Source organism: Anaerobacillus sp. 63XJN7_5_ISO-PGPR-S23-430 (assembly GCF_056173695.1).
On sequence record NZ_CM149686.1, the window covers coordinates 3,054,194 to 3,078,934 of the forward strand.

The following is a 24,741-nucleotide window of genomic DNA, read 5'->3' on the forward strand; positions in this document are numbered from 1 at the left end:
TGTTAACGAACATCGTTGAACTTCGGCTCATTTACGATCTGTTATAACCAATCGTTTTGAGCTAAAAAAACGAGTTATCAACAATATAAATTCACATAGGTTTTTATTAGTAAAGAATTTTTTCTATGAGAGAGAACCACGCTCTTTTTGATAAACAATTGTTTCATCAATCACTGTCATAACAGCCTCTGTTTCAAGAATAAGGTCTGGATCACAATTAAAAATATCGCGATTTAATACAGTGAAATCCGCTTCAAAGTTCTCTTTAATCAAACCTCTTTCATGTTCTCTTCCAATTGCAAACGCACTTCCTTTAGTAAAAAGTGAGACGCTCTCAAACACAGATAATTTCTGTTCAGGATAATATCCACTATGTGTTTCCTCAGGACGCTTTCGCGTAACTGCTGCATGAATACCTAATAATGGATTCACAGGTTCAATCGGTGCATCTGATCCACCTGCAATTGGGACGCCGCTATCAAGCAGCGTTTTCCACGCAAATGACCATGTCATTCTTGCTTCGCCGAGACGCTCCATTACCCATGGAAAATCCGAAGCGACAAATCTTGGCTGAATATCAAGAATAACTGAAAGTTCTTTTAATCGTTTCAACAAATCATCACGCATGACCTGCGTATGGATAAGGCGATCTCTAAGCCCATATGGAGCAGGATACTGTTCAATCGCTTCAATTGCATACTCGAGTGCCAGATCACCAATCACATGAATAGCAACAGGCATACCATGAACCCTTGCTTTCTTCACAAGTTCGGCAAGTCCTTCAATGCTATGAATCGCAACTCCTGACGTATCAGGAGAATCATTGTATGGATCGCTCAATAAAGCAGTACGTCCACCAAGTGCGCCATCAGCAAAAATCTTCATCGCACCTAGCTCCACATAATTTGTTCCATCACCGAAACCTAATCCTTGCTTGCGCATCTGCTCGATTACTTCATGATGGACTAATAAATTAGCTCTAAATTTACGTTGTCCGTTGATAACATTTACAAAAGTCTCATAAGTACGTTTAAAACCACCATAGTAATTTAGATCTTCACTATGACCACCCGTAACGCCTTTCGCTACAAGGTCATCGACTGAGCAAGACAGAGCTTTTTCAAGGTATTCAGTACTTACTTCAGGCATAGCATCCTTTACTAGTTCCTGGGCACGATCCAATAAATAACCAGTTGCTCTGCCTTCATTATCCCTCATGATTACGCCACCTTCAGGATCTGGTGTATCATCCGTTATACCTGCAAGATCAAGGGCTATCGAATTCGCAAGTATGGCATGTCTACACACTCTTGTTAACATCATTGGATTATTTGGAGCAATATCATCTAATTCATCACGGTGGAAGATTTTGCGATCCTGAAAGTTGTTTTCATTCCAACCTTCCCCAATCACCCAGTCAAATGAGGCTGTATCATTCACTTTGTTAATCAGATGTCTTTTCATCTCTTCCGCTGACGTAGCCTCCGATAAATCGAGACGCAGAAGTTTTTCTCCATGTCCAATCATGTGGAGATGACTATCCACAAAACCAGGAATCATGACATTCCCTTTTAAATCATGTTTTTCTGTCATTTCTTTCTCGAACATAGAGGTTAGTTCTGATTTAGACCCGACCTTTTTGATACGGCCATTTTCTGTATAGACGGCTTCTACCGTTTCATTTTCATGTTCAAGCGTATAGATCTTACCACCAAACCAAAGCGTTCCCACTGATGTTCTCTCCTTTATGTAAATGTAAATTGTGAGCTAATTGTATCATTCCTCATATAAACTGTGAATCTTCTGGTTTTTCATCAAACTCTTGGTTGATTTTTCAATCATGATACAATAAGAATAACAAAGAGTATATGCAAGACAATTGTTGAAGGTGAGGAAATCTCGTTGAAAAAGAAAATCTTATTTACAGGTGGCGGCTCTGCCGGGCACGTTACAGTTAATTTAGCACTAATTCCTCGTTTTTTAAAAGACGACTGGGATATCCATTATATCGGTTCTGAGAACGGCATTGAACGTCAGTTAATTGAACCTGTCAAAGGGGTTACTTATCATCATGTTGCTACCGGAAAGCTAAGAAGATATTTTGACTGGAATAACTTCAAAGATCCTTTTAAAGTAATTAAAGGCGTAGGAGAGGCTTTTTCCATTATTAAACGTGAAAAGCCTTCTGTCATTTTCTCTAAAGGGGGATTTGTATCTGTACCTGTCGTAATCGCCGGAAAGATGAATGGAGTTCCTGTCATTATTCATGAATCTGATTTAACACCGGGACTCGCTAACAAAGTAGCCATCCCTTTCGCCTCAAAGGTATGTACAACTTTCCCTGAAACGGTAAACCATTTACCTGAAAGCAAAGCGGAATATATCGGCGCAGTTGTTCGTGATGAACTGAAAAGTGGCAAACGCTCCACTGGCCTTTCTTTTGCCGGATTCACTGGGACAAAGCCTGTTATGTTAATTATGGGCGGAAGTCTTGGTGCAAAACGAATCAATGAAGCTGTTCGCAATCAGTTAGATGAGCTTTTACAAACATATGATATTCTCCACCTTACCGGTAAAGGGCAAGTGGTTGAAAATTTGCAAATGCAGGGGTATAAGCAATTCGAGTATGTAACAGATGAACTTCCTCACTTATTAGCCATGGCTGATTTAATTGTCTCAAGAGCTGGTTCAAATTCTATTTTTGAGTTCCTTGCATTGAAAAAACCAATGTTACTCATCCCATTATCAAGAGCTGCAAGTAGAGGGGACCAAATTTTGAACGCCCAATCGTTCCAGAAATCAGGCTATGCGAATGTTCTATTGGAGGAAGATTTATCAGACGCTTCTTTCTTAAAATCCGTACGTGAAACATTTGAGAACCGCTCGACATATATAAAAGCAATGGAACAGGATAATGCAGGTGATCAGGCAAATAAGATTGAAGCTTTAATTAAAAATAAAGCAAAAAAATAAGAAGAAGACCTCAAAGGTCTTCTTCTTATTTTTTACTGTATCCTCTATTCTAAGACGCCCCAAGAGTTTCTTTTTGACGAAGCTCAATTCTTCTAATTTTACCTGAAGTTGTTTTCGGAAGTTCTTCAATAAATTCAACTTTTCTTGGATATTTATAAGGCGCAGTTAGCTCTTTTACATGATCTTGTAGTGTACGAACTAAAGCATCTCCCGCTTGATTGGGATCTTTCAGTACAATATACGCTTTTACTATATTACCGCGAACTTCATCAGGACTTGCAACGACCGCACACTCCTGTACAGCCGGGTGTTTCACAAGAGCATCCTCTACTTCAAATGGTCCAATTGTATATCCGGAGCTAATGATAATATCATCACCTCTACCTTCAAACCAAAAGTAACCATCCTCATCTTTGGAAGCTTTATCCCCCGTTAAGTAATAGTCACCTCTGTACGCCATTTGCGTACGTTCCTGATCCTTATAGTACCGTTTGAACAGAGCAGGTACATCCTTATGGACGGCAATGTCTCCCACTTCTCCAACCTGAACAGGTTGACCATCTTCATTAATAATATCCACTTGATTACCAGGTGTTGGTTTCCCCATTGAACCTGGCTTTACTTCCATGCCTTTTAGAATGCCAACAAGTAATGTATTCTCAGTTTGACCATAGCCGTCTCTAACATCAATCTGAAAATATTTTCTAAACGTATCAATTACTTCACGATTAAGCGGCTCACCAGCTGAAACGGCGCTTCTGAGAGCAGGCAATTTGTACCTAGTTAAATCATCTACCTTTGCCATTAAGCGATACTCTGTTGGTGTACAACATAAAACATTAATATCATATTCTGAAAGAAAACCAAGGTACGCTTCTGGATCAAATTTACCACTATAAACAAAACCAGTTGCGCCACTACATAATGTGGCAACAAAAGGGCTCCAAATCCATTTTTGCCACCCTGGTCCTGCAGTTGCCCAAACGTTATCTCCCTCATGAATATCGAGCCATGAGGCTGAAGAAGTTCTTAAATGAGCATATGCCCAACCATGACTATGAACAACGCCTTTAGGATTTCCCGTTGTTCCAGACGTATAGGAAAGGAATGCCATGTCTTCTCTTGATGTGGCCACGCCAGCGAAAGAAGCGCTTTCATTTTTAGCTTCATCCAGTAAAGATATCCATCCATTAGCACGATTGCCTACAATGAATCTATGTTCCAAAGAAGGCGCTTCGTCTTCTACACCTTCAAATGATTCAATAAGTTCTGCTTCACAGATAACCGCTTTTGCTTCGGCATGATTAATTCGATAGATCAAATCTTTTTTTCTCAACATTTCTGAAGAAGGAATAACGACTAGACCCGCTTTCAAACAGGCAATGTATACGGCATATGTATCAATTAACCTGGGCATCATGATCAAAACACGATCTTGACTTGTTAATCCCTGGGCAGTTAGCGCGCCAGCGATGCGATTCGCCTTTTCAAATAAATGTTTATATGTAATTTCTTGAACTTCGCCTTGATCACTTCGCCATTTTAAGGCCACTTTATCTTCTTTAGAAGTAAAGCGCTCCATCTCGCTTGTTAGATTGTAATGTTCAGGTGCAATTAAGTCCTGCATTCTTATCCCCCTTTATTCTGCAATAATTACATTATACATAAAAGTATGAAAGTTTTGAACATTATTGCCGATAAAAAAGGAGAAGGTGTCTAATTCACCTTCTCCAAGCCATTATATTAAATTATTTGGAGTATCCTCCGAATTGCTGTTCAGATTGTTGAACAAGACGCTTCGTGATCTCGCCGCCAACTGAACCGTTTGAACGTGAAGTTGAGTCTGGACCAAGATTCACACCAAATTCAGAAGCAATTTCGTATTTCATTTGATCTAAAGCTTGTTGTACACCTGGTACAACAAGGTTGTTTGAGCTGTTATTAGCCATGAGTTGTTCACCTCCTTGACACTATCATTTGATAGAGAAGGGAGGGTTATTCTCATTAACTATTGGTAGTATGGTTAAATGTTGGAAGATTAAAGTAAGTCATCAAATGAATCATCTTTTTCCTTAATAACAATCGTTTCAACACCACTTACAGCCTCTTCTACTAATTCATCAATTGGTAAGTATTGTTCAAATTTATTTGCATGTTCCCGTTTTGGTTTTGTCTTAGGTGCATCTGGCAAGAACACCGTGCAACAGTCCTCATATGGCCGAATCGAGATATCATACAGGTCAATAGCCCTTGAAATCCTCATAATCTCAATTTTGTCCATAGAAATAAGAGGCCTTAGAACAGGATAATTTGTCACTTCGTTAATTGTATTCATACTTTGAATCGTTTGACTTGCTACTTGTCCAAGACTTTCCCCTGTTGCAATGGCAAGTGCTCCACTTTTTTCTGCTAACTTTTCCGTGATTCGCATCATCATTCTTCTCATAATTGTCATGCTGTAATTATCAGGCATTTCTTTTTGAATTGATTTCTGTGTATTTGTAAACGGGACAATATGAAGGCGAATGTCTCCACCGTATCGAGAGAGAACTTTTACAAGATCCTCTACTTTCTGGCGTGAACGCTCACTTGTAAAAGGAGGGCTGTGAAAATGAACTGCTTCTACTTTTACTCCCCTTTTCATCGTTAAATAACCCGCGACTGGACTATCGATACCACCTGATAACATCAACATTACCTTATTATCTTGAGCAGTTGGAAGACCTCCAGCACCTTCTGAATTATCGCAACTAAGATAAGCACCATCTTGCTTCACTTCTACCTTCAATTCCATGTCAGGATTGTGGACATCCACCGTTAATTTTTCTGTATTAGTAAGAACATAACCGCCTATATCGCGATTCATATCTTGTGAGCGATGTGGAAATTGCTTGAAAGGTCTCCTAACTGTTACTTTGAAAGTCATACTTTCATTACCCATTTGATCCTTAACAAGCTGTAATGCCTTTTCTTTAATAAGATCGAGATCGTGTTCTGTCTTGATGGCGACACTAAGGGAGTGAATGCCAAAAATCGTTTTTAGTTTCATAATTATCGGATCTGGATCCTCTCCATTCAATTTCACAATCATTCGGTCAAAAGATTGATGAACCTCAATGGATGGATAGTCAGACAATACCTGCTTCACTCTTTTTTTCAAAGCAGTGATAAATCCTTTTCTGTTTTTACCTTTAAGTGAAATTTCCCCGTAGCGAAGAATGATATGATCATACATAGCTATTACCTCATTACATGTTTTAGTTTGGGTATTACTTTTTGAAGCTCTTCAAGAAAAAATTCTACTTCCTCTATCGTTGTATCAAAAGAAAGGCTTATTCTAATAGCCGACTTTGCCCCTTGATCTGATAAACCAACAGATGTTAATACGTGGCTTGCTGCTGCTGTTTTGGAAGAACACGCCGAACGAGTTGACACATAAATTTCTTTTTCCTCAAGCGTATGAATCAATACTTCCGGCTTAATACCAGGGACTGAGAAATTAACAATATGCGGAGAACCTAATCGAGTACTATTTAACTTCACGCCTTCAATATCGGAGAGTTCTTTTAGCAACAGCGTTTGTAATGTTTTTAACTTCTCCTTTTGAGCATCCGCTTTACCTAAAAATATTCGAAGAGCCTTTGCCATCGCGACGATTCCAGGACCATTTTCTGTACCTGAGCGAATGTCGCTTTCCTGCCCCCCTCCTGAAAGCAGTGGAAATAAAGACAGTTTATCTCGTTTTATTAATATCCCATTACCTTTTAGCCCATGAAATTTATGCGCCGAATAAGAGACTAAATCCGCTTGTACTTCATTAAAGTTGAGTGGCACCTTACCAATTCCCTGAACATCATCAATATGAAAGAAGGCACGTGATTTTTGTTTAATCAACTTTCCCGCTTCTTTTATTGGTTGAATGGCACCCATCTCATTATTCACGTGCATAATAGAAACAAGAATGGTTTCAGGAGTGAGCGCCTCTTCAAGATCATCTAGAGAGATTTCTCCTTCTCTGTTAACAGGTAAATACGTCACTTCAAATCCCATGGATTCAAGCTGCCGGAAGGACTCCAAAACGGAAGCATGTTCTATACTCGTAGTAATGAGGTGCTTACCTCGATTCATATATTGAAGTGCTGAACCTTTAATAGCCAAATTATTACTCTCAGTTCCACCAGAAGTAAAAATAATTTCATTCATTTTAACTTGTAACAAATCTGAAATACTCATTCTCGCTTGTCGAAACAATCGCTCTGCTTCTCCACCTTTTCGATGGAGAGAAGATGGATTAGCGAAAAAATTTTCAGCTGCTTTTCGATATGCATCAAGTACTTCTTTATAGGGCTGCGTTGTAGCACTATTATCCAAATAAATCATATTATGACACCTTCAGTCATCTTATATTTCCAACTAATAATCCTACCATAGGTCAAACAAATCACCAAATCAAATATTCTAGATAATGAGATAGATTCATCATTTTGTTCGTTACGCTAAGAATGGTTATGATTACCAAGGTCGAACGAACGCTGCTAGAATGGCAGATAAATTATTTGAATTATTAATCATTTTGGTTTTGTTATGATTTGTCGATCAATTGTGTTAATATAAAGTCCGAAAATTAGGACATGTTAAACAGTTTAATCAGGAGGCCCTTATGAAGTTGAAATTATCAAATAAAGACATTTTGACAATAGGATTAATGCTTTTTGCTCTTTTTCTTGGAGCAGGAAACATGATTTTCCCACCCGCGCTCGGTCATTCTGCTGGGAGTAATATTTGGGTAGCAACAGCTGGTTTTCTCATCACAGGGGTTGGACTTCCTCTTTTAGGCGTGACGGCGATTGGGTTAACGGGGGGAAACTTAAAAGATATTGCTTCTAAAGTTCACCCCACTTTCGGATTTGTATTCACTGCGATCCTCTATCTTGCGATTGGGCCATTCTTTGGAATCCCACGTACCGGGACGGTAGCATTTGAAATTGGTGTCGTGCCATTTTTGAATGAATCAACGAATGTTACCGGGATGCCATTATTTATCTATACCCTTATTTTCTTCGGTATTACGTTTTGGTTATCACTGAATCCTTCAAGATTAGTGGATCGAGTGGGAAAGATCTTGACACCTTTATTACTTCTAGTTCTTGGAAGTTTAATCGTAGGAGCTTTTATCCATCCACCAGGTCCACTTTCAGCCCCTTCAGCGAAGTATGAGGACGGCGTTTTCTTTAAAGGTTTCATTGAAGGTTATCTTACGATGGATGCAATTGCAGCTCTTGTATTTGGAATTGTGGTGATTCAAGCCGTCAAGGATAAAGGCATCACAGATCGAAAAACCATTTCCATCGCTGTATTGAAAGCTGGAATCCTAGCAGCAATAGGGTTAACGGGTATTTATTTATCACTTGCCTATATAGGAGCTACAAGTGTTAACCTTCTTGGTTCAGTCAATAACGGAGGAGAAATCCTCTCTAGTGTTGCGAGTTACCTGTTCGGCTCATTTGGCACATTTCTTCTTGGAGCCGCGATTACATTTGCTTGTTTAACAACATCTGTAGGACTAGTAACGGCATGTGGCGAGTATTTCTCAAAAACGTATCCAAAGCTTTCTTATAAGTTTGTTATTCTGATCATTACAATTTTCAGTGCTTTTGTGGCAAACCTTGGACTGACTCAATTGATTACATTTACATTACCTGTTTTAATTGCGATTTATCCTGTAGCAATTGTATTGATCTTCTTAACATTCATGAGCTACCTATTTTCTATCCATCACTACGTTTATAGGGGGGCTATCATTTTGACAATCCTTATAAGTGTTCCCAATGCCCTTGAGGGCGCCGGGATTATAATGCCTGGGATTACCATTCTACATAAGCTCCCACTCTATAGTGATGGCGTAGGATGGATTGTACCCGCTATCATAGGTGGAATAGTAGGATGGATAATATCTAAGAAAGATAGAAAATTATAATTTTTTCTAACGCAGACAAATTGTCTGCGTTTTTTTAAAAAGAAAAATACTGATTACAACAAAAAAACTCTCCTCAATGAGGAGAGTTATGATTTAACAGGTTCTCTTACATCATCTTTCAACGATTGAAGCACCTGTGGATCAACCTTTTCAATGGCAGCTTCAGCTGTTGATAATGCTTCATCGTACTCATATTGTCTGAAGTGATCTTCTGCTTTTTGAAGCAGTTCATCTACACTTCTGTGCTTCCCTCGATATCGATTCCCAAACTGAATCAAGCGTTCGGTCAGAATGGCGTCTTCGACAAGCTTTTTTGTTATTTCAGTACTATGTTCAACCGCACGTTCAGCATCAGAAAGCACTTCATTAATTTGATAAATATCAAGCGGTACGTCTGAAAGACGATCACTTAATTCTACAATGATATCCTCTGCCAGTTCATAACCATCTAAATATGATTCTGGAATGCCTGGTAGATTACTTAACTTCATCATTCTTCTTGATTCAATTAATCTTCTCTTCAAATCTTTAATCGTCTCAAGCGCTTTAAGCTCATCTTTTCTTAACATATGCAAATTCTCTTTTTGAATTTGCATTTCATGATCAATTGAAGCAAGATCTTCTTTTAAGGAAAGCACCGTTTCAGCAAGTGTGGTAAATGCCTGCTTATTGCCTTCAACTGCTTCAATAACAGCATTAAATCGAATATGCATATCAGAAATCTTTTTCTCAATTTCCTTAATCATTTTCAATTCCTGTTCCTCTAAACGGTAACTGAGCTGCACAACATTCGTTTCTTCTTGCAAGTCTTGAAAGTGATTATTAGTTTTAAGCAGCTCATGTTCAAGCTCCTCTACTTTCTCCGTAACAAGATGCCTTGCATCTACTTCAGATTCCAATTGATCATATAGTCCTTCAATATTTCTTCGCACTGTATCAATTTCTATCTTGATCTCTTCGACTTCCGTCTTCTCAATAGCCGAATCCCATCTGACTAAATCCGATTCGACGTGTTCAATATGATCTTGAATTTCCAAATGATCAAGTACATAGCCTTCAGACTCCATCACGGAAGTTCCATCTTCAAGTTCTTTTAGTTGAGAAGGTATCTGCGTATGCACAAGCGCTATTAATTCTGGTGTAACAGAAATTTTTTCTTGAACAGCTGTTAACCGCTCTTGGATTTCTTTCAACACACTTCTAGCTTCAAGATAGTTACCTTCTTCGGTTAGTTGTTCATAGCGCTTAAGATCTTGTTTAAGTTCTTCGAGTTCAGCTTCTAGGGTAGGATAAGCCTTACCAAGTGAACGATTTTGTGAAAGAAGTCGCTGTTTGGCTTCCCTGAACACCTCTTGAACGGAAACAATTTCTGTTCTATTCTGCTCTTCACTCGAAACGAGTTCATTAATATCTTCTAACATCAGTTCAATACGCTTTTCAATCTGTTCTAATCGTTCACGAGTTTCAACTAATGTTGCTTTCGCTTTACTAAAGCGATACCTCTCAGCAGCTTCCTCGGTATCCATAAGCTGCTCTTCCAAGTTGGGAAGCTTAACTGCTACGATCTCATCCCACTCTTCACGCCATTTTTCAAATTTTTCTTCCGTTTGACCTGACATTGTTAGACCTTTCACCTTCGAAATCTCATCTGTCACAGGTCTGTTTAATATATCAATCTTCCATTCTTCTAGACGATCGATTTCATTGTATATTTTTCTTCTAGCAAAAGTGCCGTATAAAATGACGGCAACAAGTAAAATAATCGCAATGACAATATACTCCAACGGAAGCACCCCTTCTTCCACATCATCAATTTATGTATACATGCTAAAACAGCAGTCTAAATCATCAGATATAGATCTTTTATAAACGAATATGTACGAATTTCATCAATGTTTTTATGATACCATGTAATTACCTCTTTGACTAAATAAATTCAATATTCGACAACTAAAATCCTTGATTTTATTATAAACTTTTTCATTTATTGAAAGAAGGTGCTTTTGGATGATTATTTCTTATGATGGACACATACACTCTCCATTTTGTCCACATGGATCAACAGATTTATTTGAGGATTACGTAGAAGCTGCTATTCAGTTCGGTTACAAAGGCATGACATTTACTGAACACGCTCCTCTCCCACAAAATTTCCATGACCCTGTTCCAAATCAAGATAGCGGAATGAAATGGGAAGTGCTAGAAAACTACTTTGAAAATATTCAGCAGCTAAAACATAAGTTTAAGGGAAAAATTGAAATTAACTGTGGACTAGAGGTTGATTTTATTGAAGGCTATGAAGAAGAGACAAGACAGTTTCTTAATACAGTAGGACCACAATTAGATGATGCGATTCTTTCTGTTCATTTTTTGAAAGAAGGAACTAACTATACTTGCCTTGACTATAGTCCAGAAGCTTTTGAACAACTAATTGCTTCATTGGGTTCCGTTGATATGGTTCACCAAAAGTATTACGAAACGCTATTGAAGTCAGTCCATGCTGACCTAGGAAAGTATAAGCCTACTCGAATTGGACATATAACTTTAGCAAATAAATTCCAGAAAAAACACCCGTCTAAAAGTTCCTTTTTCTCGGAAATCTCTACATTACTTGATGCGATTAAAGAAAGCGGCTTTTCATTAGATTATAATGGAGCCGGAACAGTGAAACCTTTATGTGGAGAGCCATATCCAACTGACTGGGTTATACGTGAAGCAATAAAACGAGAAATCCCTCTCGTCTATGGCTCAGATGCTCATAGCGCAAAAGGGATTGGTCAAGGAGCAGAACGACTTCTTACACACTCTCTACAATCACCAACCTTGCTTAGCCGTTCATAACGAACGGCCTTGCTTCCCAAATTCCAGTCTTACAAATATATCGTTCTATCCATTCATTTAATTGTTTCGTATATCGTTCAATAAAGTAATGTTCATTTGGCTGAATATGATGCACTTCTAGTATATATTGAGGTTGCAAAAATGGCATAGAAAGCATGCCTCTCATTTGCATGATGATATAATCAATGGATTGTGGACGAAATTCCTCCCTTGCAAACCCCACCTCAAATATTTTGCTAAAGTAGTACTTTTCTTTTGCTAGATAAGTGGTCATGATTTCCCGAACAAGCACTGAATCAAAAGTGATCTCCCGAAGTACAAACCTGGCGAGTTGCCTATTCTGATACTGATACTCCATAATCCTTTCAATAGCTTCAGCGAGACAGCTTCTGGCAGATCGCGCGTCAAGCTGCTGATATACTTTTTCGAGTTCCTTTACATACCCTTCTAGAAATGACGTCATTAGAAACTCAGCTAACCCCTTTTTGCCGTTAAAATAATACGAAATTAAGGCAACATTCACATCCGCTTTACCCGCTATATCTCGCACTGAAGTACCGTTAAAACCCTTTGTATTGAAAAGTTGAATGGCGGCCTGTATGACACTTCGCTTCGATGCTGTATCTCGCTCCTGTTTCACTAGGAACCACCTCCAAATAATACGATCTAAATTATTGATTCGGTAATAACATAGGCAATCCTTTATTAATCGTACGACAAAATATGTGTATTAATCTGCAAGATTTGATATGATGTTCATAATTTCGATGTAAGGAAGAGGTGTCTTGACATGTTTGAAGTCGAATCCTATTCAGGCAAAAGAGAAAAAGATTATCAAATGGTAATTAAACAACTAAGAGCACTGCTAGATGGTGAAACAAATCAGCTCGCTAATCTTGCAAATGCCTCTGCTTTATTAAATCAGTTTCTAACAGATGTCAATTGGGTTGGGTTCTATTTATACGAAAAAGAGACCGATCAACTTGTGCTCGGGCCTTTCCAGGGACTTCCAGCATGCGTTCGTATTCAGAACGGTAAAGGAGTCTGTGGCACAGCATCTAAAGAAGGCAAGACGATGCGAATTGACAATGTTCATGATTTCCCCGGACATATTGCATGTGACGCTGCTTCACAATCTGAAATTGTAGTGCCAATGTACACTTCAGATAAGCTCCTCGGAGTACTTGATATCGATAGCCCTAAAGTTGGCCGTTTCGATGAATTGGATCAGGAGTATTTAGAGAAATTTACTGAAGCATTGCAAGATTTTCTTTAGAGTTAAAGTAAAGTATTTTGTACCTATACTACTTAAAAAGCCATTAGAGAATTTCTCTAATGGCTTTTTTTAGTTCTCTAACGCTTGAAGAATATCTTCCCAAATATCCTCCCATGCTTCAAGACCAACAGAAAGGCGAATAAGAGTTTCACTAATCCCCATTCTTAATCTCTCATCTTCCGGGACAACGGCATGTGTCATTGTAGCGGGATGTTGAATCAGGGTTTCAGCATCCCCGAGACTAACAGCTATTTTAATCATATTAAGTCTATTCATGAAGGCTTGGGAGTCTTTCTTTTCCCCCGCAATTTCAAAACTAATTAAACCGCCTGGGCTCTTCATTTGTTTTTGAGCAATAGCATACGATGAAGATTCTTCCATACCTGGATACATCACGTTCGTTATGGCAGGATGCTCAGCTAATTTCTGCATAATTTGTCTAGCATTTGAAGAGTGACGATCCATTCGAATAGGGAGGGTCTTTAAGCCTCTTAACAATAGCCATGCATCGAATGGTGAAAGAATTCCACCTATATCCTTTTGCGTACTTTTAGCAATTGAAGAGATGGTCTCTTGGTCACCCACAACTAAACCAGCTACCACGTCTCCATGGCCACTGATATATTTCGTTGCACTATGCAAAACAATGTCACAGCCAAATTCTAGCGGGCGCTGTAAATAAGGAGTCGAAAATGTATTATCCACCACAACCTTAATTCCTTTTTCTTTTGCGACCGCAGAAACCATTTCAAGATCAATTAATTTCAATGTTGGATTAATCGGAGTTTCAATATAAATAACTGTAGTATTTGGACGAATTGCTTTTTGTAATTGCTCAACTGAGTCTAGCGGAAGCAAGTCATGTTCAATCGAAAATTTCTCTTCTAACATTTTAAGTAATCCGAAAGTACATCCGTAGACCCCTTCTGAACAAAGAATGTGGTCGCCTGTCTTCACTAGGTTCAAAAGAACAGCAGACACGGCGGCCATTCCCGAACCAAACGCTAAGCCTGCCTCAGCATTTTCAAGAGAGGCAATCCGCTCTTCCAACATTCGAACAGTAGGGTTTCCAAGTCTTGAATAAATATAGCCAGGCTCCTCACCTGCAAACCTTCGTTCACCAGCCTCAGCCGTTTCAAATGTAAAAGTTGATGTTTGATAAATAGGAGATGCCAGGCTGTTGTGATGCGATTTAGATTCATATCCATCATGAATTGTTTTTGTCTCAAAGCGATGCTTCCCTGTCAAAGTTATAACCCCCTGTTATAAAAATAGCTAGATACACTTCCATTGTAAGCGCTTTCTATTATAAGGTGAAGAGGTATTTATCTTTCTTATATCCTAAAAATGATGTCGACGTGCTATCTATCCATCTCATTTCTACTAAAGTTGACATCTAATACTGAAAGAGTTACAATAGCATTTGTGTAAAATAAGAATGGGCAGCAGCGTGACGGGCTGTGATTTCATTGTGTTCCTTTTAATAGGTACGCCGCGTAACCTCCGGCTGTCGAGGTGAAGGCGTGTGAAAACACAATGTGCACAAACCGGAATCACGACACTGTTTTTATTTTATACCAATAATAATGGTATAAAGGAGGAGCTAATTATGGCTCGTTATACAGGACCAAGTTGGAAAATTTCTCGTCGTCTTGGTATTTCTCTAAGTGGAACAGGTAAAGAATTGGAAAAGCGCCCTTACGCTCCAGGTCAACACGGACCTAACCAGCGTAGAAAGCTTTCTGAATATGGTCTTCAACTTCAAGAGAAGCAAAAGCTTCGTCACATGTACGGCATGACTGAGCGTCAATTCCGACGTCTTTTCGATGATGCTGGCAAAATGAAAGGTGTTCATGGTGAAAACTTCATGATTCTTCTTGAAGCTCGTCTTGATAACCTTGTTTATCGTCTAGGTCTAGCTCGCACTCGCCGTCAGGCTCGTCAGCTAGTTAACCACGGCCACATCACAGTTGATGGCAAACGCGTTGACATTCCTTCTTATCGTGTAGCGACTGGTCAAGTGATCAGCGTTCGTGAGAAGTCTAACAACCTTGACATCATCAAAGAAGCTATCGAAGTAAACAATTTCGTTCCAGAATACCTTACTTTCGATGCAGATAAGCTTGAAGGTACGTTCTCTCGTCTTCCTGAGCGTTCTGAACTTCCTGCTGAAATCACTGAAGCTCTTATCGTTGAGTACTACTCTCGTTAAGCTGTTTCAAAAACCCCGGAACTTATTCCGGGGTTTTTTATGTCCAAATTTACTTAGTACAAAAAATATAAAAAAAAGAGGAAGATCCTCCTCTTTTCAATGGGAGGGTCTTCCTCTTAATGATTGGCTGTTCATAACCGCTGGTGATTTTTTACTCATTTACTCTCTGTGATAACCAACCGTTATTGGGAATCACCAGTATTAGTTAAAATAGCTAAATGATTAATACGTAAGAAGGAAATATTTCTTCTTCCCTCTACGAATAATCACGTATTGATTTTCGATTTGGTCGCTTTCTGAAATAACTTTATCCATTTCCTGACACCGTTCACCGTTGATATACACCGCTCCATTTTTAACATCTTCTCTTGCCTGGCGCTTAGATGAAGAAATACCAGCTTCTACAAGAAGATCGATAAGTCCCTTTTCATTATCTTCTACATGGAAAGAAGGAACATCCTTAAATCCTAAACGGATTTCATCAGCTGTTAGCTGTTTAATGTCACCACTGAACAGCGCTTCCGAGATGTTGATTGCCTGCTGAAGCTTTTCTTCTCCGTGAACAAGCTTTGTCACTTCTTCAGCAAGAGTACGATGAGCTTCTCTCTTTTCCGGTGCTTCGATATGTTTTGATTCAATCTCTTTAATTTCTTCAATACTTAAAAATGTAAAGTAATGAAGAAATTTCACAACATCACGATCATCTGTGTTAATCCAGAACTGATAGAATTCGTAAGGAGAGGTTTTATCGGCATCAAGCCAAATCGCTCCACCTTCAGATTTACCGAACTTAGAACCATCACTCTTCGTAACAAGTGGGAATGTTGCTCCATAGGCTTTTGAAGACTCTTCGCTGCCTTCTTCTTTACGAATCAGTTCAAGACCTGCTGTAATGTTCCCCCATTGGTCACTTCCTCCAATTTGAAGACGACAGTTTTCTTTCCGGTAAAGCTGAAGAAAATCATATGATTGAAGAATCATATACGTAAATTCTGTAAAAGAAATTCCCGCTTCAAGACGTGAAGTAACAGAATCTTTCGCAAGCATATAGTTCAAACCAAAGTTCTTTCCAACATCACGCAGGAATGGAATAACATTTAGCTCCCCAATCCAGTCGTAGTTGTTTACAGCTTTTGCAGAGTTCGCATCTGTTCCAAAATCCAAAAAGCGAGCAAGCTGTCCCTGTAACTTATTCGTCCAATCTTTTACAATGTCTTCTGAATTCAACGTACGTTCATTTGAACGGCCACTAGGGTCACCAATCAGCCCAGTAGCTCCACCAACAAGCGCAATCGGCGTGTGGCCAGCTAACTGAAATCTACGTAGGGCTAGAATAGGCAAAAGATGCCCAATATGAAGGCTATCAGCTGTAGGATCAAAGCCAGAATAAAGAGCAATGCGGTTTTCTGAAAGTTCCTTTTCAAGGCCCTCTCTATCTGTAACTTGATTTAAAAGTCCTCTTGCTTCTAATTCTTCTAATATGTGCATGTAATCGACTTCCTTTCGTTAATAATATCTTTTGGCAAACCACTAAAATAATCCAAATGGGCAAAAAAACAAAAAAAACCCGCCCCAGAAAAGGGACGAGTTTCATCGCGGTACCACCCTTGTTGAAGAAAGTAACCTTTCTCCCACTCAGTCAGAATAACGGTCTGAACCGTCTAATGCTACACAGACACTGTCTTTCCCATTAGATGCTCATGGAGGTAATTCACATTTTCCTTTATGCTGATTCTCACCGCACATCAGCTCTCTGAAAAAGGGAGAAAAATGCTACTTCGTCCAATCAAGGCATGTCGTTCATTAAAAAACACTAATTAAATTAATATCACAAAGGTAAAATCATGTCAATTCTAAGCCTACAGAAATCCCTACCAGTTTATACAAATCTCGACGACATATGCTATAATAAACAGGATTAATTTGAGGGGGTATAGGAATGCGAGAGCTTTTTTCTTCTATCAGGCAGAAGTGGAACGCGTTCATTGATAGATTACAAGAATATAACATCTTAACCGGGTCCAGGATCGCCTACAAAGTGACTTGGAATTTATTTCTTATTTTTATCGTGCTAGGTCTAATGGGCACTATTTTCGCCGGTGGTGTTGGTGCAGGATATTTCGCATCACTTGTTAAAGATGAACCGATTCGCTCTTACGATGAGATGAAGAGAGACGTTTATAACTATGAAGAAACCAGTGAGGTATATTTTGCAGGTGATGTTCTTCTTGGTAACTTTCGTTCTGATATTGAGCGAAAAGAGGTTGAGTTAAAAAACGTTTCTCCTCTTCTACAAAAAGCAGTTATTTCCACAGAAGATGAATATTTCTTCGATCACGATGGTATTGTTCCAAAAGCAATTGGACGTGCCGTTCTTCAAGAAGTCACCAATTCAGATGATCGAAGCGGTGGTAGTACATTAACACAACAGTTAGTTAAGAACCAGATTCTAACAAGAGAAGTTTCTTTCGAACGAAAAGCAAAAGAAATGCTACTCGCTCTTCGACTCGAAAATTTCTTTAATAAAGAAGAAATTCTAGAAGCATACCTTAATATCGTTCCTTATGGACGAAATGCTTCCGGTAATAATATTGCGGGCGTACAAGCAGCCTCACAGGGCATATTTGGTGTAAATGCTAGTGATTTAAATTTGCCTCAAGCTGCATTCATTGCAGGTATTCCCAAAAACCCTTATACATACACCCCTTTTACAAATTCGGGTGAGGTAAAGAAGGATCTTTCAGCTGGAATCGATCGGATGGAATTTGTTCTATATCGTATGTATGAAGAAGAAACAATCACTGAAGAAGAGTATAACAAAGCGCTAGAATACGATATTGAAAAAAATCTAGCTGAGTCTTCGCCTTCGCCAGTAGAAAAATACCCTTACCTTACATTTGAGATTGAAGATCGTGCGAAGCGAGTTCTTGCCGAGCAGATCGCGAATGAAGAAGGATATGACGGGAAGGAACTTTCGAAGAGTGTAGACTATTACAATCAAATCACTTATGATGCTAACGTTACTGGTAGATCTGCAACGGAAATAGCCAAGAAAATGGATTTGAAATGGGAAGAAGTTCAAGAAAATTCAGATGTATTCCTTGAATTTATGAGTAATGCAGAGAAAGAGCTTCGCAAAAATGGATATAAAATTTATACTACAATTGACAAAGATATTTATGAATCTATGAATGCTGCAAGAGATAAAGTGCTAGAAAACGGAAGCTATTTCCAAAGTGCTAAAACCCTCTCCGTGCAAAATCCTGAAACTGGAGAGCTTGAAAATAAAGAATTTCCTATGCAAGTAGGTAGTATCCTCATCGAAAATGAATCTGGAAAAATTCTTTCATTTGTTGGTGGAAGGGATTTCGCGCAAGAAGAACTTAACCATGCTACAGACGCCTATCGATCAAACGGTTCTACAATGAAACCATTGCTTGACTATGCCCCGGCAATGGAAATGGGAAAAGTTCAGCCTGGCTATATTGTGCCAGACTTACCAATTCAAGATGGATATAATCCTGGTAACTATTCATCAAACTACCATGGTCTTGTAACTGCACGTAAAGCGTTGGAAAGGTCTTATAACGTTCCAGCTGTTCGAGTCTATAATAAAATGAACCCAGTGGACGCAACCGACTATTTGGTGAAGATGGGCTTTAGTACAATGACTCTTGATGATCGAACCAATCCTTCAATGGCAATTGGTGCGCTACAACGGGGAGTAAGTGTCGAAGAGAATACCAACGCATTTGGCACGTTTGCTAATGGAGGAAAGTTTGTTGATGCTTATTTAATTGATAAAATAGTTGACCGCGATGGAAACACCATTTTCGAACAAAAACCAGAACCAGTGGATGTTTTCAGTCCTCAAACTGCCTATCTATCAATCGATATGATGCGTGATGTAGTTAACCAGGGTACTGCCCAAGACATTCCAGGGAAATTAAAATTCGCTTCTGATTGGGCAGGAAAAACAGGAACTGGACAAAATTATTATGATTCATGGTTTGTAGCAGTCAATCCTAATGTTTCACTAGGTGTATGGACTGGATATGACAAACAAATTAGCATGGATAGTCAATATGCCAACAGAAACAAAAACTTATGGGCACTATTTGCTAATGCCGCTTATGATAAAAAACCAGAAATAATGGATCCAAAAGAATCATTCAAAATGCCAACGGGTATTGTGCGACGTTCGTTCTGTGGTATATCTGGAAAGCTCGCTTCTGATCTCTGTCAAAAAGCCGGACTTGTCAAAACTGATCTATTCAACGCAAAGTATGTACCAACTGAAGTGGATGACAGTCTCACTCAAGGACGTTATGTCATCATGAATGGTAAGACCTATCAAGCACTTAGTTCCACTCCAGAAGAGTTTGTATCCAGCGGAGTCATGATTAAAGAGGATTACTTCTCAGGAGTTGATATTTCACAGCTTCTCCCTTCTGGATTTAGTGATTTAAATATCGTTTCAGAAGGAAAAACTGCTTCAGAAAATGGGAAAAAACCAGGCGCAGTTGGTGGCGTTTCAATAAGTGGCTCTTCACTAAATTGGGGTGCTTCAGGTGAAAGTGATATTGTTGGTTATCGTATTTATCGCGCTTCGAACGGTAGTAGTTCATTTACGAAGCTTGGAAGCGTAAAAGCATCTGATGGTAGCTCATTCAACATCCCTTCTGGTGCATATGCCTATTACGTAACAGCAGTTGATGTAGCTGGGAATGAATCGGGACCATCGGCTAAAGTAACAAATGGAGATTGGTCTGATAAACCAGAGCCAAAACCTGAGAAAAAGCAAGAAGCAGAACCTTCAACAGATGAAGAAAATGATGAAGCTTCTGATAATGAAGAGAACGAAAATAATGCTCCCTCCGATAATGATAGTGATGAATCCAGCAACTCAGAAGATTCACCTTCAAATGAAGGGAATACCAACACCGGTGAAAATGCAAATGATAACAACTCCAACAACTCCGGTAATGGAAATAACAATGGAAACAGTAGTCCTACAAATGGTGCTGACAGCGGAAATAATTCAAATAGCACCGGCGGCAACACAAGCAATAACGACCAGTAAAAAAACAGCCTGCAGCATTATGCTGCAGGCTGTTTTCTATTACCTAATCTTCCATTGTAGACAAATCGCCAGTTGGTAAATCCAGCTCCCACGCCTTTAATACGCGACGCATGATCTTACCACTTCTCGTTTTCGGAAGCTTATCTCTAAATTCGATTTCTCGAGGTGCTGCATGAGCTGCAAGTCCTTTTTTAACGAAATTTCTTATCTCTTCCATCAACTCATCAGACGGTTCATGACCATCTCTAAGTGAAATAAAGGCTTTAATAATTTCACCTCGCACAGGATCCGGTTTCCCAATCACCCCAGCTTCAGCAACAGCACTATGTTCGACTAGTTTACTTTCAACTTCAAATGGACCAACTCTTTCACCCGAAGTCATAATAACATCATCGACTCGCCCCTGGAACCAGAAGTATCCGTCCTCATCTTTATAAGCTGAATCACCAGATACGTACCAGTCTCCTTTTAAGAAATAGCTTTCATATTTTTCAGGACGATTCCAAATCGCTCGCATCATTGATGGCCAGCCTTTTTTAATCGCAAGGTTCCCCATTCGATTAGCAGGAAGTTCATTTCCTTGATCATCTACGATTGCTGCGTGCACGCCTGGAATTGGTTTGCCCATTGATCCTGGCTTTATTTCCATTGATGGATAATTACTGATTAGCTGAGCTCCCGTTTCTGTCATCCACCAGTTATCATGAATTCTCCGTTCAAGAACTTTGTTACCCCATTTAATAACCTCAGGATTTAATGGCTCTCCTACGCTTAGTACATGACGTAAAGATGAAAGTTCGAATTTCTTAACGATCTCATCTCCCGCACCCATAAGCATACGAAATGCAGTAGGAGCACTATACCATACAGTTACTTCATATTTTTCGATCGTACCGTACCAATCTTCTGGACTAAAACGACCACCACGAATGACGTTCGACGTTCCAGCAAGCCATGGAGCAAATATGCCATATGACGTCCCCGTTACCCAACCTGGATCAGCTGTACACCAGTAGACATCATCTTCTTTTAAGTCAAGTACCCATTTCGCCGTTTGATAGTGTTGTATCATCGCATTATGAACATGAAGTACGCCTTTCGGCTTACCAGTTGAACCTGATGTGTAATGGAGAATCATACCATCTTCACGGTCAACCCATTCTATTTTAAGCTTCTTTTCTGCTGATTCAAAATGCTTATAAAAGTCTATATAAGGACCTTCTTCTTTAACGTTATTTCCTACTAGCACAACACTTTCGAGATTAGGAAGCTCATCAACCGGAACGCGCTCAAGTAGCTCAGGTGTTGTAACAAGTACCTTTGCTTCACTATCCTCAAGACGATCCCTTACTGCACCTTCCATAAAGGCTTCAAAAAGTGGGCCAGCAATCGCACCTAACTTAAGCGTTCCGAGTAGAATGAAGTATAGCTCAGGAGATCTTGGCATGAAAATAAAGACCCTATCTCCTTTTTCGACATTCACTTTTTTTAGAACGTTACCTGCTTTGTTACTCATTGATTTCATCTCACTGTACGTATACTTCTCATCTCGTGTTGGGTCAGAAAAATAAAGAGCTACTTTGTTTTTACGATCGGACTCAGCGTGCCTATCGATTGCTTCGTAGGCCATATTGACATTACCTGTCTCACTCCAGGTAAATGTTTTCTCCACGTCTTTCCAATCAAAATTCTCATATGTAGCTTCATAATCCTGTAAATTATGATTACCCAATGTAGCAGAAAGCGGTTTCAATTCCATAAGTAATCTCCTCCTTCTCCTTCATGTCTTTCACTGATAGTATAACATAAATTCCTAATTTTTTAACAAATGACAAAACTTCAAAAAATAACATTGAAACCCCTTACATTTATCGCGTTTCATGTATAATAAGAACTGAGACCATTATTAAAAGGTGGTGACTAGATGGAACATCGTAAAACGTATAATGCAATCGAGAAGAACACCCCGCATGGAAAACTTATTATTGAAGGACCAATTACTCCAGATCGCCTGGCATCCTATCATTTACATAAGGACCTTGTCGCATTTCGCCCACCGGAACAACAGCATAAAGCACTGGTTGAAATAGCTGGTCTGCCTGAAGGCCGTATCATTGTGGCTAGGGAAAGAGAAACCATTGTAGGCTATGTCACATTTCTATATCCAGACCCACTTGAGCGTTGGTCAGAAGGCAATATGGAAGATTTAATTGAATTAGGAGCGATTGAAGTTATTCCAAAGTACCGTAATGCTAAAGTCGGCAAAAGCCTTCTCAAAACGTCATTTATGGACGATGCAATGAATGATTACATCGTCATAACTACCGAGTATTATTGGCATTGGGACCTTAAAGGAACAGGTTTATCAGTTTGGGATTATCGTAAAGTGATGGAGAAAATGATGAATGCAGGAGGTCTTGAGTGGTATGCAACGGATGATCCTGAAATAAGCTCTCATCCTGCAAATTGCTTAATGGCTAGAATTGGGACAAGAATTAACCAGGACTCTGTTCAAGCGTTTGATCGCCTGCGATTCCATAATCGCTTCATGTATTAAGATTGCAAAGGAGTGAGCCAAGTTGGTCATTGAAGAAATTATGAATCAAAATGTATTTTCACTTGAAGAGAACCAAACCATTGCGGATGCCATTAAAATGATGAGAGAAAAAAACATTCGCCATCTCCCTATCGTAAATAGCGAAGGGGAGCTCACTGGCATTATATCAGATCGAGATATTAAAGATGCTAGTCCATCAATTCTTGACTCAAATCCAAACAAGGAAGTGTTACAGTCTCCTCTTTCCTCTATTATGAAGAAAGACGTCATTACAGCTCACCCATTGGATTTTGTAGAAGAAATTTCTACGATCTTTTATGAGCAGCGCATTAGTTCGATTCCGATTGTTGAAAACCGAAAAGTAATCGGAATGGTTACTGAAACGGATATGTTACATACGTTAATCCTTTTGACAGGGGCACACCAGCCGAGTTCACATATTGAAGTACAGGTGGAAAATGTGTCAGGACAATTGGCCGATATTACCCAAATCATTAAAAAGCGCAATGTTAACATTATTAGCGTTCTAGTCTACCCGTGTAGTCACAATGAAAAATTCAAAAATATCGTTTTTCGAATACAAACGATGAATCCCACTTCCGTTGTAAACGATATTAAAAATGAAGGTTATGAGGTTCTCTGGCCAAATATGCCGGGTGTTCAAAAATGAAGTGCGACTCCCTTTTTGTATATTCCTCAGACTATTTAAATTATAAATTCAGTGACGATCATCCTTTCAATCATATACGTGTTAAGCTCACACAGGACTTGCTTACCGAAATAAATGCTTTAAATGATCAAGAAGTGGTCCCTCCTCGGATTGCAACCGATAGTGAGATTGCTCTTATTCATGACCCAGCCTACATAGAAGCTGTAAAAAAAGCTAGTAAAGGAAACCTTGCATCCTCTGTTGCAGCTAACTACGGTCTTGGAACAGAAGATACTCCAATCTTTCCGAACATGCATGAAGCTAGTGCTCTTATTGTTGGGGGAACGCTGACTGCAGTTGATGCAGTTATGACAGGAAAGTCTGATCATGCCCTTAACATAGGCGGAGGACTCCATCACGGTTTCCGAGGTAAAGCATCAGGCTTTTGCATCTATAATGACAGTTCAATCGCCATTGAATACATGAAACAAAAATACGGTGCAAAGGTCCTTTATGTTGATACTGACGCCCATCACGGAGACGGTGTGCAGTGGGCTTTTTACGACGACCCTGATGTTTGCACACTATCTATCCATGAAACGGGACGCTATTTATTTCCTGGAACAGGAAATATTAATGAGAAAGGTCAAGGAAAAGGATATGGGTTTTCATTTAATATTCCGATTGACGCTTTTACAGAGGACGAGTCATTTCAGGAAGTGTACGAGGATTCGTTTCGAAAAGTAATCGATTTTTTCAAGCCGGATGTAATCCTAACTCAAAATGGTGCAGATGCTCATTATTATGATCCGTTAACACATCTCTCTGTTTCCATGAAAAGCTATGAGTTCATTCCAAAACTAGCACACCAATTAGCTCATGAGTATTGTGATGGAAAATGGATTGCCGTTGGCGGGGGTGGTTACGATATCTGGCGTGTTGTACCACGCGCTTGGTCAAGAATTTGGTTAGAAATGAAAGGGCTATCAGTAGACGGTGCCCTACCAAAACAATGGATTGAAAGGTGGGCCCCACTCTCACCACTTTCTCTTCCAGAGAATTGGCATGATAAAGCTGATTTGTATGAGCCCATTCCAAGGAAACAGGAAATCACAGAAAAAAACAAACTAACTTGCGAACGAGCGCTTTATCAAATAGTAAATTAATAAAAAA

General features: G+C 39.3%; 19 protein-coding genes and 1 other annotated feature. Of the genes, 9 read left to right on the forward strand and 10 right to left on the reverse strand.

Features of this window, described 5'->3' with window-relative positions; genetic code table 11:
• Nucleotides 1-123: 123 nt before the first annotated feature.
• Complete coding sequence (locus AC0VYJ_RS16100) at nt 124-1,731, reverse strand: amidohydrolase (RefSeq protein WP_475365616.1); 1,608 nt, start codon at nt 1,729-1,731, stop codon at nt 124-126.
• A gap of 171 nt (nt 1,732-1,902) precedes the next feature.
• Between AC0VYJ_RS16100 and AC0VYJ_RS16105 the strand changes: the two genes are divergently transcribed.
• Nucleotides 1,903-2,973, forward strand: a complete 1,071-nt coding sequence (locus AC0VYJ_RS16105; protein WP_430241464.1) for an undecaprenyldiphospho-muramoylpentapeptide beta-N-acetylglucosaminyltransferase — start codon at nt 1,903-1,905, stop codon at nt 2,971-2,973.
• Between the two features lie 49 nt (nt 2,974-3,022).
• Here the strand turns inward: AC0VYJ_RS16105 and mbcS are convergent, their stop codons facing one another.
• The 4 genes from mbcS to AC0VYJ_RS16125 all read right to left on the reverse strand — a co-directional run bounded on the left by mbcS (nt 3,023) and on the right by AC0VYJ_RS16125 (nt 7,353).
• Complete coding sequence (gene mbcS / locus AC0VYJ_RS16110) at nt 3,023-4,606, reverse strand: acyl-CoA synthetase MbcS (RefSeq protein WP_475367503.1); 1,584 nt, start codon at nt 4,604-4,606, stop codon at nt 3,023-3,025.
• Between the two features lie 115 nt (nt 4,607-4,721).
• Nucleotides 4,722-4,922, reverse strand: a complete 201-nt coding sequence (locus AC0VYJ_RS16115; RefSeq protein ID WP_098444548.1) for an alpha/beta-type small acid-soluble spore protein — start codon at nt 4,920-4,922, stop codon at nt 4,722-4,724.
• An 89-nt stretch (nt 4,923-5,011) separates the two neighbouring features.
• Nucleotides 5,012-6,214, reverse strand: a complete 1,203-nt coding sequence (gene thiI / locus AC0VYJ_RS16120) for a tRNA uracil 4-sulfurtransferase ThiI (RefSeq protein ID WP_276511810.1) — start codon at nt 6,212-6,214, stop codon at nt 5,012-5,014.
• Nucleotides 6,214-7,353: a cysteine desulfurase family protein gene (locus AC0VYJ_RS16125; RefSeq protein WP_430241467.1), complete on the reverse strand. Its 1,140-nt coding sequence runs from the start codon at nt 7,351-7,353 to the stop codon at nt 6,214-6,216. Before AC0VYJ_RS16125 ends, thiI begins: the two co-directional genes overlap by 1 nt.
• A gap of 280 nt (nt 7,354-7,633) precedes the next feature.
• On the opposite strand from AC0VYJ_RS16125, the gene brnQ reads away from it, so the two are divergent.
• Entirely contained in the window at nt 7,634-8,950 is a 1,317-nt protein-coding gene (brnQ, locus tag AC0VYJ_RS16130) for a branched-chain amino acid transport system II carrier protein (protein WP_475365617.1), read from the forward strand.
• An 86-nt stretch (nt 8,951-9,036) separates the two neighbouring features.
• On the opposite strand, the gene ezrA is transcribed toward brnQ, so the two are convergent.
• Nucleotides 9,037-10,734 carry a septation ring formation regulator EzrA gene (ezrA, locus tag AC0VYJ_RS16135; protein ID WP_430241473.1) on the reverse strand — a complete coding sequence of 566 codons (1,698 nt, stop codon included), beginning with the start codon at nt 10,732-10,734 and terminating at the stop codon, nt 9,037-9,039.
• 223 nt (nt 10,735-10,957) lie between these two features.
• Here ezrA and hisJ point away from each other — a divergent pair, with 223 nt between their 5' ends.
• A complete protein-coding gene (gene hisJ / locus AC0VYJ_RS16140) occupies nt 10,958-11,791 on the forward strand; it encodes a histidinol-phosphatase HisJ (protein WP_475365618.1) in 834 nt (277 codons plus the stop codon).
• On the opposite strand, the gene refZ is transcribed toward hisJ, so the two are convergent.
• Nucleotides 11,778-12,431: a forespore capture DNA-binding protein RefZ gene (gene refZ, locus AC0VYJ_RS16145; RefSeq protein WP_475365619.1), complete on the reverse strand. Its 654-nt coding sequence runs from the start codon at nt 12,429-12,431 to the stop codon at nt 11,778-11,780. The two genes, hisJ and refZ, sit on opposite strands and share 14 nt — an antisense overlap.
• Before the next feature lie 150 nt (nt 12,432-12,581).
• Between refZ and AC0VYJ_RS16150 the strand changes: the two genes are divergently transcribed.
• A complete protein-coding gene (locus AC0VYJ_RS16150; protein ID WP_430241478.1) occupies nt 12,582-13,067 on the forward strand; it encodes a GAF domain-containing protein in 486 nt (161 codons plus the stop codon).
• Between the two features lie 69 nt (nt 13,068-13,136).
• On the opposite strand, the gene megL is transcribed toward AC0VYJ_RS16150, so the two are convergent.
• A complete protein-coding gene (gene megL / locus AC0VYJ_RS16155; RefSeq protein WP_475365620.1) occupies nt 13,137-14,315 on the reverse strand; it encodes a methionine gamma-lyase in 1,179 nt (392 codons plus the stop codon).
• 361 nt (nt 14,316-14,676) lie between these two features.
• On the opposite strand from megL, the gene rpsD reads away from it, so the two are divergent.
• The gene (gene rpsD / locus AC0VYJ_RS16160; protein WP_136948553.1) at nt 14,677-15,279 is read left to right on the forward strand and encodes a 30S ribosomal protein S4; all 603 of its coding nucleotides are present in this window, start codon (nt 14,677-14,679) and stop codon (nt 15,277-15,279) included.
• A gap of 222 nt (nt 15,280-15,501) precedes the next feature.
• Here rpsD and tyrS read toward each other — a convergent pair whose 3' ends face one another.
• A complete protein-coding gene (tyrS, locus tag AC0VYJ_RS16165) occupies nt 15,502-16,767 on the reverse strand; it encodes a tyrosine--tRNA ligase (protein ID WP_475365621.1) in 1,266 nt (421 codons plus the stop codon).
• Nucleotides 16,768-16,855: 88 nt separating this feature from the next.
• Nucleotides 16,856-17,078, reverse strand: a binding site (T-box leader).
• Between the two features lie 140 nt (nt 17,079-17,218).
• On the opposite strand from tyrS, the gene AC0VYJ_RS16170 reads away from it, so the two are divergent.
• On the forward strand, nt 17,219-20,362 hold the full coding sequence (locus tag AC0VYJ_RS16170) for a transglycosylase domain-containing protein (RefSeq protein WP_475365622.1): 3,144 nt from the start codon (nt 17,219-17,221) through the stop codon (nt 20,360-20,362).
• A gap of 43 nt (nt 20,363-20,405) precedes the next feature.
• On the opposite strand, the gene acsA is transcribed toward AC0VYJ_RS16170, so the two are convergent.
• Nucleotides 20,406-22,121 (reverse strand): acetate--CoA ligase, encoded by a 1,716-nt coding sequence (gene acsA / locus AC0VYJ_RS16175; RefSeq protein WP_430245888.1) that lies wholly within the window; start codon nt 22,119-22,121, stop codon nt 20,406-20,408.
• A gap of 165 nt (nt 22,122-22,286) precedes the next feature.
• On the opposite strand from acsA, the gene AC0VYJ_RS16180 reads away from it, so the two are divergent.
• The 3 genes from AC0VYJ_RS16180 to AC0VYJ_RS16190 are packed head-to-tail and all read left to right on the forward strand — an operon-like array spanning nt 22,287 to nt 24,734.
• Nucleotides 22,287-22,919 (forward strand): GNAT family N-acetyltransferase, encoded by a 633-nt coding sequence (locus AC0VYJ_RS16180; RefSeq protein WP_194219253.1) that lies wholly within the window; start codon nt 22,287-22,289, stop codon nt 22,917-22,919.
• A 22-nt stretch (nt 22,920-22,941) separates the two neighbouring features.
• A complete protein-coding gene (locus tag AC0VYJ_RS16185; protein WP_430245890.1) occupies nt 22,942-23,589 on the forward strand; it encodes an acetoin utilization AcuB family protein in 648 nt (215 codons plus the stop codon).
• Nucleotides 23,586-24,734 (forward strand): acetoin utilization protein AcuC, encoded by a 1,149-nt coding sequence (locus AC0VYJ_RS16190; RefSeq protein ID WP_475365623.1) that lies wholly within the window; start codon nt 23,586-23,588, stop codon nt 24,732-24,734. The genes AC0VYJ_RS16185 and AC0VYJ_RS16190 overlap by 4 nt, the downstream gene beginning before the upstream one ends.
• Nucleotides 24,735-24,741: the final 7 nt, after the last annotated feature.

Excerpts from the sequence above, each read along its gene's own strand:
- rpsD (WP_136948553.1), top strand. The coding sequence starts at position 14,677 with ATGGCTCGTTATACAGGACCAAGTTGGAAAATTTCTCGTCGTCTTGGT.
- tyrS (WP_475365621.1), bottom strand. The coding sequence starts at position 16,767 with ATGCACATATTAGAAGAATTAGAAGCAAGAGGACTTTTAAATCAAGTT.
- brnQ (WP_475365617.1), top strand. The coding sequence starts at position 7,634 with ATGAAGTTGAAATTATCAAATAAAGACATTTTGACAATAGGATTAATG.
- AC0VYJ_RS16150 (WP_430241478.1), top strand. The coding sequence starts at position 12,582 with ATGTTTGAAGTCGAATCCTATTCAGGCAAAAGAGAAAAAGATTATCAA.
- AC0VYJ_RS16170 (WP_475365622.1), top strand. The coding sequence starts at position 17,219 with ATGCGAGAGCTTTTTTCTTCTATCAGGCAGAAGTGGAACGCGTTCATT.
- hisJ (WP_475365618.1), top strand. The coding sequence starts at position 10,958 with ATGATTATTTCTTATGATGGACACATACACTCTCCATTTTGTCCACAT.
- AC0VYJ_RS16115 (WP_098444548.1), bottom strand. The coding sequence starts at position 4,922 with ATGGCTAATAACAGCTCAAACAACCTTGTTGTACCAGGTGTACAACAA.
- AC0VYJ_RS16125 (WP_430241467.1), bottom strand. The coding sequence starts at position 7,353 with ATGATTTATTTGGATAATAGTGCTACAACGCAGCCCTATAAAGAAGTA.
- acsA (WP_430245888.1), bottom strand. The coding sequence starts at position 22,121 with ATGGAATTGAAACCGCTTTCTGCTACATTGGGTAATCATAATTTACAG.
- AC0VYJ_RS16190 (WP_475365623.1), top strand. The coding sequence starts at position 23,586 with ATGAAGTGCGACTCCCTTTTTGTATATTCCTCAGACTATTTAAATTAT.
- AC0VYJ_RS16180 (WP_194219253.1), top strand. The coding sequence starts at position 22,287 with ATGGAACATCGTAAAACGTATAATGCAATCGAGAAGAACACCCCGCAT.